The 4225-nt window shown below is 55.2% G+C and carries 4 protein-coding genes; all 4 read right to left on the reverse strand.

Annotated features, from left to right (window positions below; genetic code table 11):
* On the reverse strand, nucleotides 1-441 hold a 441-nt coding region (locus tag AB6724_RS21610; RefSeq protein WP_439329913.1), incomplete at its 3' end, for a hypothetical protein.
* Nucleotides 371-1627, reverse strand: a complete 1257-nt coding sequence (locus tag AB6724_RS21615; protein ID WP_369340595.1) for a site-specific integrase — start codon at nucleotides 1625-1627, stop codon at nucleotides 371-373. The genes AB6724_RS21615 and AB6724_RS21610, both read right to left, overlap by 71 nt.
* A gap of 174 nt (nucleotides 1628-1801) precedes the next feature.
* Nucleotides 1802-2158, reverse strand: a complete 357-nt coding sequence (locus AB6724_RS21620) for a hypothetical protein (protein WP_369340596.1) — start codon at nucleotides 2156-2158, stop codon at nucleotides 1802-1804.
* A complete protein-coding gene (locus AB6724_RS21625) occupies nucleotides 2155-2688 on the reverse strand; it encodes a P-loop NTPase fold protein (RefSeq protein ID WP_369340597.1) in 534 nt (177 codons plus the stop codon). Before AB6724_RS21625 ends, AB6724_RS21620 begins: the two co-directional genes overlap by 4 nt.
* Nucleotides 2689-4225: the final 1537 nt, after the last annotated feature.

Genomic DNA, 4225 nt, shown 5'->3' on the forward strand with positions numbered 1-4225 from the left:
ATGCAGGCGGATTGCCATAGTGCTTTCTCCTGTTCTGAGTTGAAGAATGCACCATGACTTCCTGGGACCGTACATCTTAGCCAGCCGCGCGCGGTAAGGCTGGGACCAGCGCTCGAGAATGCGCAGGATGCGGTGACCCATCGCAGGCATCAGGTACTCCACGCACCCCTTCTTGGTTTTGTACTCGACAGCGGCGACCCAGTGGAAGACGAAGCCGTTCTTGACTTCGGTACGCCCTGCGCTGACTTCTATACTTGATAGTTCTGAGGATCGCATGCCGGTAAGCACGCCGAGCAAGTAAAAGCAGGCATCGCGTATCGTCGTATGGCCAGGAACGCTGAGCGCGGAACGATCTTCACGATCACGCTCGTCAAGCTGTTCTTCTGCACCAGCCAGGATCTCCTCGGCGTAAAGGAATATCCGGTAATGCCTCGCCGACAAATGTCGCGTTCTCCCTCATTTGACGGGTGTAAGCAAGGTAATGGGTGTCGGCCACCTTGGGGGTGTGCCCCATCAGGGCGGCCGTTGCAATCAGATCCCCGCCTGATAGCGACCAGAGGCGGTGTTCCAGGGTCTTGCGCAGGCGCGAGAGGTTCAGCACCAACCGAACCCCATCGTCATCGCGCAGGTCGTGTCGCTCGATCAGATTGGCGATGCTTGATCCCAAAGCAGAGGGCGTCAACACCACGACCTCGTCAGCGCTACCAAGATTTTTCCTAGCCCGATATAGCCACACTCGCCCTCGACAATCTGGCCTCGCTTCGCCAAGCAGTGACTCTGACAACTGCAGGGCCTTACGCATCAAAGCTACGCCATCCATGGGAATCGCTTGCGAACCTTCATGCACACGGGAGTAACGGAGATTCACTAGTTTGGTGGCGTTGCCGCGCCGCTTGAAGAGCTCCTGCAGCATCATGTTGGGCATGAAAGGATGCGGACGCAGGCAGTCGCGCGCAGCCTCCAGCAGCGGCGTAAGATTGGCTCCTGTGCGAATAGCCACCGCCAGCAGATAGACCACCATCGCATCGCGACCAGTCCCCTTGAACTGTTCATTGTGGATGGCCACGATGTCATCGCGCAGAGCCTGCGCAAGGCGCTGGCGCTCGGTCGGCGATAGCGGCGTTGCACCTTTTATCCGGCTGTTGCTGCCAGGGAAGGGATTAGGTGGAAAAAGGTCTTCCTGGTCACGCACAATCCCGCGTTGAACCAGAGCCGTGAGTACAGATTTCGCGTAACCATAGTAGGATTTCTTGGAGCTGTAAGCTTGGTCCCGGTCCTTGATCCAGTCGATGTACAGCCGAATGTGCGAAGGCCTAAGGTTCTGCGGCTCGACTCCTGTGCCGGTTGACACCAGGAATTCGAAAAAATATCTCATACCTGCGTTCCAATAGGCAATTACGGTGGAGGCCGTAACCGACTCATTTGTCAAAAAAGTGCGCAACTGTTTGGCACAGGCCCACACCCACGTATCAATGCCTCGCCCGAGCCACGGAATGAGGTTGATGGTTCGGTTAGTCGCGGGGTTCTCCGGGAGCGTGATGACTAGATTGGCGGCATCGCCGGAAGCCGGTGCGGCAATGGCAACCTTGATAGGTGCCGGTGCATTGAAAGTCTTCTTGACTTTCATACTGTTGCTTCCCTTTCAGGCATGAACAACCGGTCAACCTCATCCTCGTGAGCCGCTACCAACTGTCCCTCCAGCGCATTGATGAGGTGGAGGTAAATTATGGTGGTGGAGACATCGCTGTGCCCCAGGCGATCACGGACGTAAAGTAGCGGCTCACCCTCGAACGTTTTGCTCTTACGCAGGCTCCACAGCAAATAGGTTGCGTATGCGCCTGAACAACCCGGGATAGTTCAGATGCAGCAGCATCAGGTTAATCAGGTCACGCTTGTCGAAATCGGTGCGTCCTAGGTTCGTCTTCTCAATCTGCATAAGCAGAATCGCATTGATGAAGCGTTTGACCTTGCGCAGATCGCCGACCAAAGGCAGGTACTTTGCGGCAGAATCGCCATCCAAAATATTTGCAAGCTCATTGAGAACGGCGCCAAGCTTGACCATCGTGTCTGACAGCACTGAGCCGAGCTGACTTTCGGCGCGTTCCCAGTCACGCCGCAAAAAGTTGCGAATACTGGAGCTGTCAACGAACAAGCTCAATTGACTGTCACAAACTTCTCAAGGAATGCACGCGCTCTAGATCCATCCTCCTTGCCGCCGGCTAGTACCTCGGTGTCATAGCAAAGGACGTAAGTTGCTTGCGACAGCTTGAATGTGCGCCGAGTTGCGAACAGTACGTTGTTGACGGTTTTCGCGTCCAAACGATCTAAGTCGTCGACAACAACAATCACTCGTCGCCCAATGCGACGAAGAACCTCATCAATATCATCGAGCAGCTCATCGACGGTTTCTTGCGATGGCTCCAGTGAAAGCTTGAAGCCAAGGAACGAAACATCCGCCTTCCCTTTGATAAGTCGAGAGTATCGGGAGGCCGCTGGGCGGAACTCCGGTGCAAAGACCTTGTTCTGAATCGCTGCAGACAGATCGCGAATCAAGCGATCAGCAAGGTCTGGCTCCGACGCATATCGCAGGGGCTCAAACCGACAAACGATCACTTTGTCCGCAGCTCGTTCCCAGTAGCGTTCGGCAAGATTAATAAAGCTGGTCTTACCCCCCCCCCCACGGACCATCGATACCGAACACCAACCCTGAATGCGCACCGCTTGCTAGGACTGTCTCTGCGAATGACTTTGCTTGGGTCTCGCTCGAGAGTAGATCGTCGCTCTCGCGTCCGATCTCGTCGTCCGCAAGAAAATGGAGTTGTGAAGGAGTCTGTTGCCTCCTCGGCCAATGCCGCTGAACTAGCGGGGACAAAAGCACAAAGAGCAACTGGCGCCCAATACGGGTCCGACGCTTTCAATGCTGCGTGGAACTTAGAAAGCCAAGGCATGGTCAACTCGTTTGACCAAGCTCCCAAGCACATTGCGATGAGTAGGTCGAGACGAAGGCTTCGACCCATTTGCACGACAGAAATATGCGCACCACGATTGACGGCGTAGACCACACAGACCGCCAGTCCGATCAGAACCAATATGGCCCTTGCCCAAGGGGAAAAATCGGCTAGCGCAGGAGCAAACGCAGTTCCCAGGTAGTAGGTTGTCCTGCAGACCTCTGCGGCAACCAAGCCAACAACGAACATCTTGGCAAAGACCAGGAGTTCAGGCATCTTCATCGTGTGATTGGTAGCCGCCATTCACCATTCCTCCCCGTGAAGCGTGAGCGCCGTGTAAGTGTGGCGACATACAGGGCGTGATGGCGTGCCTCGGCTTACCGTGTCGCCCAGAAGATTATCTGCGAGCCGACGTGGTTAGATCTGCCCGGCAACATGGTGCTGCAGCGCGAAGACGTCCGTCAAAGTGCCATCGAACGCTTTGCTCCAAAGCCGAGAGTTCTCGCACGCGGTGCGAGCGACGCACGGAAAAGCGTGGGTATTGGACGTATAGGACTATCGGAAATGCGCCTTACATGATGCCGCCCCCCACCCTCAAAGCTAATTCAGACTATTCCTCTCAGGCGTTCTGGGCGGCAGTTTGATTCTTCGCTCGAAACGCCGAGGTGGCCTGCTACGACCCAGAAGCCACCGACCGCTCGCACCGATAGTAGGCGCTGCTTGGCCTAACCGTGAAAGTCTGCAATCAGCCGATTCTGTTGAAAAACTCGAAAGCTGTTGAGCAGCCTACGTCGGTCGGAAAATCTACCTTTCAGATCGCTCTAGGAGCGGCGATCTCACATGTGGGAAGGGGTAAGGCACCCCCAAAAACATGATTCAAGGAGGTGCTAGGGAGTTTTTCAACAGAATCGGCCGAACTCAGTCGGTCACGACCAGTACACCGGTCAGCCACAACCGCACAGGCGGTCAATTCAACCGGAATACACATGAGTCGACCACGGACTCCAGATTGAGTGTTCGAACGACTAATGCTAACGCTACCGCGATCCCTCCTTAGAGCTCACGAAATTCGATGTTCGTGCAGCGACTTCTAACACTCACAACTACGAACTCAACAATGTGGACCTCTATGTCCACAGGCCGGTAAGATGGAAGAGTCCTCCTCTTCATCTAGCTGGCTACGCCCCACGCGGCAAATCCGCCTAGGGTGTGTCATCTAATGTGATAGTTGCTGCGTTATCAGTAGCGTGATTCGTAGACATGCACTGACCGATGCC

The organism is Comamonas guangdongensis (assembly GCF_041079535.1).
Taxonomy (GTDB): Bacteria; Pseudomonadota; Gammaproteobacteria; order Burkholderiales; family Burkholderiaceae_C; genus Comamonas; species Comamonas guangdongensis.

Bases quoted from the DNA above. Each gene is read 5' to 3' on its own strand.
- AB6724_RS21615 (WP_369340595.1), bottom strand. From the start codon at position 1,627: ATGAAAGTCAAGAAGACTTTCAATGCACCGGCACCTATCAAGGTTGCC.
- AB6724_RS21625 (WP_369340597.1), bottom strand. From the start codon at position 2,688: ATGGTCCGTGGGGGGGGGGGTAAGACCAGCTTTATTAATCTTGCCGAA.